Consider the following 6,159-nt stretch of genomic DNA (forward strand, 5'->3'; position numbering starts at 1 on the left):
GCGCTCTTTTCGAGCTTATTGACCCACTGGCGCATATCTTTACGCCGCTACCCCCATTTTCCTATCGTTATGCCGGTAACGGTTCCTCCGGCACAGGTTTGTCCAGATCGAGAATATGCGCGACTATACCACGGGCGATCTCGCGTTCACCCATGATCACTGCATCAGCACCGAGATCCTGCAAATGTTGCACCTCCGCATCGGAATGCGCCCGCGCCAGAATGCTGATTGATGGATTGGCAGCGCGCGCCTTGACGACGATCTGTCCCGCTTCAAACGCATTGGGAATGGCAATGATGAGTTGCCGGGCCTGTGCCAGATTGGCAGCGGCCAGAACATCGCCATTGGCAGCATTGCCAACGATGGTTTCCACCTCATCATCGCGTAGTTTCGCGACCGTCTTGTCTGCGTCTTCGATCACGAGAAACGACTTGCCTGCTTCTTTGAGCGCATCGCCCACGAGGCTGCCGACACGGCCATAACCGATCAGAACGGCGTGGTCTGTCAGGGTTGTCTGGTGCAGTTCCTCGACATCAGGCTCTTCGATCACAGTGACTTCCGGATCGGCCTCCTGCGCCGGTGCATAGCGTTTTTCCAGCCATGGTTTGAGATAACCCACCCCGGCAAAGACGAGGGGATTGAGCAGGATCGACAAGATTGCGCCGCCAAGAATGAGATCGCGTCCTTCCTCGGGCAACATGCCAAGGCCGACCCCCAGCTCCGCCAGAATGAACGAGAATTCGCCGATCTGCGCGAGGCTTGCTGAAATGATCAGGGCCGTTCCGGTTGGATAGCCAAACGCCAGAACAATGAAGAACGCCGCCAATGATTTGCCGACGACGATGATCGCGAGCGTGGCCAGAAGGGGCAGGGGATCGTTGATGATCGTCATCGGGTCGAACAGCATGCCGACGGAAACGAAGAACAGAACAGCGAAAGCGTCACGCAGTGGCAGGGATTCTTCCGCTGCACGGTGGCTCAGCTCGGATTCACTCATGATCATACCGGCGAAGAAGGCGCCAAGTGCCAGCGATACGCCGAAGAGCTTTGAGGCACCGAAGGCCACGCCGAGCGCAATGGCCAGCACCGCGAGCCTGAACAACTCGCGCGATCCGGTGTGTGCAATGGCGTGGAGCGTCCACGGAATGACGCGGCGGCCAACGATAAGCATGAGGGCCACGAAGGCGGCGACCTTGCCGAGGGTCAGGGCAATGATGCCGCCAATGCCAAGGTTGAAATAATTGGCGATCGGATCGCTGGCTGCGTGGACAATTTCAGCCGAAGGGTTTTTGCCATTGACGACACCGGCAATGGCCGGGAGCAACACCAGTGCCAGAACCATGGCAAGGTCTTCAACGATCAACCAGCCAACAGCGATGCGGCCGCGCTCCGTCTCGATCAGGCGGCGTTCCTGCATGGCGCGAAGCAGCACAACGGTACTGGCAACGGAGAGGGCGAGGCCAAAGACGAAACCAGCCTGCATGCTCCAGCCAAGTATCCAGGCGAGACCTGCACCCAGCAATGTGGCGACGATGATCTGGACGATGGCGCCAGGAATGGCGATGGCGCGGACGGACAGCAAATCCTTCAGAGAGAAATGCAGCCCGACACCGAACATCAGCAGAATGACGCCGATTTCGGCAAGTTCTGCGGCCAGTTCCTGATCGGCAACAAAACCGGGCGTGTGAGCGCCGGCAAGCACACCGGCAAGCAGATAACCGACAAGGGGAGGAACGCGCAGACGGTTGGCAATCGCACCGAATATGAAGGCCAGAACAAGGCCCACTACGATTGTCGCAATCAGCGGCGTTTCATGAGGCATATGTCGGTGTCTCCCCCTTGGATATGTTGAAAATAATCAAATCAAACTGTGAACAGCCAGAGCAGGTTTTATTTTTACTCAGGCGTTCCGCCTGTACATTCGGGTCAAATCCCCCGGATTCGGCAGAACGGCTACGCAAAAACAATAATTGCTCTATGACTGCCTCACTATTGCGTACACATGATGTCTTGCAAACAACTTTTGTCATTCTGCGGCGCAGGAAATGCAATTTTTTCCATACGCCGCAGATATTTAGCTTGGAGAGCTTAGACGAATGTCTGGTCAGCTCTTAACAGCAGGTGTTTCGCTGGAACCAATGCGATGTGTGTGGTTCTTTTCCCACCAGGTTCCCAGCAGCAGCAGGATAGGTGCTGCAATGAAGATCGAGGAACTGGTGGCAATGATCACACCGAACAGCATCGGCAATGCGAAGTTTTCCACTGCCTTGCCACCCCAGATTGCCATGGGGAGCATGGCAAGGAAGATGGTGGCGGAGGTGTAGATACAGCGCGCCAGCGTCTGGTTGATACTCATGTCGATGATCTGGCGCAGTGGCATCTTCTTGTGGATGCGCAAATTCTCACGCATACGGTCATAAACCACGACCTTATCGTTCACGGAGTAACCGATCATCGTCAAAAGCGCGGCAATGGCGGTGAGGTTGAAGTCCAGTCCCATCAGCGCGAAGAAGCCTACTGTCTTCGTCGTATCGAGGATCAGCGTGGCAATCGCACCAAGGGCAAAGTGCCACTCAAACCGCCACCAGATGTAGAGCAGCATGGCGATACTGGCGAGAATAACAGCCAGAACGCCTGACCGTGCCAGTTCCTGACTGACTTTTGGTCCAACGACCTCCGAGCTTTCGATCTTCACACCCGGATCGAGCTTTTCGACCGCTGCCTTGACCTTGGTCACAGCAATTGTCTGGGCTTCCTCGCCGCCATCCTGACGCTGAACGCGAATCAGCACCTGACTGTCGCTGCCAGCCTGCTGAAGCACGACCTCACCGAGGCCCAGCTCTTCAAGCGAACTGCGCATGGTAGCCAGATCTGTTGGCTTCGAGGTTGCGATCGCTACCTGAATGCCGCCCTTGAAGTCGATGCCGTAATTGAGACCCGGATGAATAAACAGGATAATAGAGGCAATCGACAGGAAGATCGAAACGCCGATACCAAAGAAACGCGCATTCATGAAGGAGATATTCGTGGTCTCCGGAACGAGCTTGATCACATGTTCGATGCTGATCGTCTTCATCTTGCGGCGGCGGACGATGGCCGTCATGACGATACGCACGACCGTAACGGCAGTGAACATTGAAATGAGCGTGCCGATAAGCATGGTCACGGCAAAACCACGGATCGGGCCTGAGCCGAACAGGAACAGCAGCAGGGTGGAAATCATGTGGGTAACGTTCGCATCAACGATGGTTGCGTAGGCGTGTTTGAAACCACGATCCACGGCAGCCATGGCACCGATGCCTTTGCGGGCTTCTTCCCGGATACGCTCATTGATCAGAATGTTCGCATCAACGGCAAAACCGATACCGAGAATGATAGCGGCGATGCCGGGCAGGGTGAGCGTCGCGCCGATAAGGGTAAGAACACCGAATGTCAGGATGACGTTAAGCGCCAGAGCCAGATTGGCGATGAAGCCCCATGTTCCGTAAAGAACGAAGATAAAGCCAACGACGAGGGCAAAACCGATAAGACCCGTCAAAATACCCATCTTGATGACGTCGCCGCCAAGATCAGGGCCAACAGTACGCTCTTCGATCACCGTCAATGGTGCGGGCAGGGCACCGGCACGCAACAGGGCCGCAGTGGTAACAGTGTCCTGAACAGTGAAGTTACCGGTGATCTGACCGGAGCCGCCGGTGATTGGAACCTGAATGACCGGAGCGGTCAGCACCTTGCCGTCGAGAACGATGGCGAAGGGGCGTCCGACGTTCTGGCTGGTGATATCGGCAAACTGACGGGCGCCGACATTGTCAAAGCGGAACGAAATGATCGGCTGGTTGGTCTGCGTATCGAAGGCAGCGCGGGCGTCGGTCAGACGTTCACCACTCAGCGCAACGCGATCTTCAACAGGATAGGTCTGTCCCGGGTTCTTTGCATCGGGCAGGATGGAAATGCCGGGGGGCGGTGTATCGCCGTAATTGCCATTAGCAACCATGTGGAATGTCATCTTGGCCGTACTGCCGAGCAGAGCGCGCAGCTGTGACGGGTCCTGAAGGCCCGGAAGCTGGACGACAATACGGTCTGAACCGACGCGCTGGATGGATGGTTCGGCAACGCCGACCTGATCGACGCGGCGGCGAACGATTTCAAGGCTCTGGGTCAGGGCGTTATCGAGCCTGTCCTTCATGCCGGCTTCCGTCAGTGTCAGGCGGATTGTATTGTCGGCAGTTGTAATGTCGATGTCGCTGACCGGAGCGGCGAAGCCAATCTGTGTAACCTGCGCGGTCAGTTCTTTCAGAACAGTCACGGCGCGGTCGCGCTGTGCCTGATCAGCAATGGTGACGATGACGGAATCACCGGCAATACGGATTGACTGTGCCTGAATGCGCTCCGTGCGCAGCTTGTTGCGCGCATCATCCAGCATGGCGCGGATGCGGTCTTTTTTCAGCGCTGCGGCGTCAACTTCGAGAACGAGGTAGGAGCCGCCGCGAAGATCGAGACCAAGCGAAATCTGCTTCTTGGGCAGCCAATTCGGCAGGACATCAAGCTGTGCCTTGGTGAAAATATTGGGCAACGCGAGGATGATGCCCGCAATAATGATGAAAATATAGGTTCCCAGAACCCATTTCGAAGTGCGCATGTCAGTGTTCCGTTATGAATTGCGGCCCTGCTGCCGAGAGATGATCACATCTGTTCCGGGCGGCTTGCCGATGGTGTTGTGTTGGGACCGTTGCTGAGCAACGAATGGTCTCAAGCAAGGGCGAGAGGAGGTGCCCGCGCGCTGAAAACGCTTATTTGTTCAAGCACAAGGCCCGAACCTGTTTCCAATGGAGAAGCGGACTGTCTGCTGATCAGGACGAGTTCGTTCCCGCCAGGCAATAGGCCATCGTGGGAATCCGTGCCTGCCCGCATACCGCTTTTGATTTTCAGGTGCAGAGCTTCCAGTGCGGCAATGCGCATGGAATTTTGCACGGGCCCTGACCGGTTATCACTCTCATGGGCCAGACGTGCATCATCGCGAACCGGCGTACTGGCACGGTTGTTGCGCAAATCCGTTTCGGGAGCAGCGATATAGACCGCGCCAAGCGTCGCAATCAGCCAGAAAATAGAAATCAGCAGCGGAGCGGACCCACGCCTTCCTGATTTGCCATTTCTGCTAAAGCCCATATGCGTTTCCAATAGCTCATTGTCGCGGCCGAACCGGCCTCGTTGCGACTCTATTTATGAAGTCCGGCAAGCTGAGTCACTTAAAATCGTCGTGTGTGTGGCCAATTGGATGAAAAACCCGGCCTTTTCATGGTTTGGGCGCAGGAATCGGGTGGTTGTTCTGGCTCGATCAGGTTTTCCTGTTGATGCAACGTAAAATGATCGAGGAAACGGCGATGGCTGGACTGCGCGATGTCGACTGGAATGCAGCAGAAGCGGAAATGGATGCCTCCGGCTGCACGATCCTTCGGAGTGTGTTGACGCAGGAGGAATGCGAGACGCTGGCAGACAGCTATCCTGATGATACGATTTTCCGCAAGCGCATCATTATGGCCCGGCATGGTTTCGGGCAGGGCGAATACAAGTATTTCTCCTATCCGCTGCCTGAGATTGTGCATGGCTTGCGTGAAGCGCTCTATCCGCCGCTGGCTGGCATCGCCAATCGCTGGAACGAGCATATGGGCATCGATATCCGCTATCCTGATGAGCATCAGGCATTCATCGAGCGTTGTCATGCGGCGGGGCAGGACAGGCCAACACCTCTGCTGCTTGAATATGGTGCGGGAGATTACAATTGCCTGCATCAGGATATTTACGGGGTGCATGTGTTTCCCCTGCAGGTGGCATTTTTGCTCAAAGAACCCGGCAGGGATTTTACCGGCGGCGAGTTTGTGCTGACCGAGCAGCGACCGCGTATGCAATCGCGCGCGGAAGTGGTGCCGCTGAAACAGGGCGATGGTGTGGTCTTTCCCGTCAGCCAGCGACCGGTCAAAGGCTCGCGCGGCTATTACCGCGTAAACATGCGCCATGGGGTCAGCCGGGTCCGCAGCGGCAAACGCAATACGCTGGGGATTATTTTTCATGATTCCAAGTAGGTAGGTGAGTAGTCCGTGGTTCGTGGTTCGACAAGCTTGTCTGTTAGAGATGGTATAATGTGAAGAGGTCCACGTACCC

4 protein-coding genes are annotated in these 6,159 nt (G+C 56.1%); 1 reads left to right on the forward strand and 3 read right to left on the reverse strand.

All coding sequences use genetic code 11. The features are described 5' to 3' along the window. Positions 1 to 67 precede the first annotated feature (67 nt). The 3 genes from ybaL to AB4Y96_RS10565 all read right to left on the reverse strand — a co-directional run bounded on the left by ybaL (position 68) and on the right by AB4Y96_RS10565 (position 5,166). Positions 68 to 1,822 carry a YbaL family putative K(+) efflux transporter gene (gene ybaL, locus AB4Y96_RS10555; RefSeq protein WP_091877761.1) on the reverse strand — a complete coding sequence of 585 codons (1,755 nt, stop codon included), beginning with the start codon at positions 1,820 to 1,822 and terminating at the stop codon, positions 68 to 70. A 282-nt stretch (positions 1,823 to 2,104) separates the two neighbouring features. After that, entirely contained in the window at positions 2,105 to 4,639 is a 2,535-nt protein-coding gene (gene secD / locus AB4Y96_RS10560) for a protein translocase subunit SecD (RefSeq protein ID WP_091877760.1), read from the reverse strand. 110 nt (positions 4,640 to 4,749) lie between these two features. Continuing rightward, a complete protein-coding gene (locus AB4Y96_RS10565; protein ID WP_091877759.1) occupies positions 4,750 to 5,166 on the reverse strand; it encodes a hypothetical protein in 417 nt (138 codons plus the stop codon). A gap of 197 nt (positions 5,167 to 5,363) precedes the next feature. Here AB4Y96_RS10565 and AB4Y96_RS10570 point away from each other — a divergent pair, with 197 nt between their 5' ends. Continuing rightward, positions 5,364 to 6,080, forward strand: coding sequence for a 2OG-Fe(II) oxygenase (locus AB4Y96_RS10570; protein WP_441917206.1), 717 nt, complete (start codon positions 5,364 to 5,366; stop codon positions 6,078 to 6,080). The last annotated feature ends 79 nt before the right edge of the window (positions 6,081 to 6,159 follow it).

It is taken from the genome of Phyllobacterium sp. TAF24 (genome assembly GCF_052113785.1).
Classification (GTDB): Bacteria; Pseudomonadota; Alphaproteobacteria; order Rhizobiales; family Rhizobiaceae; genus Phyllobacterium.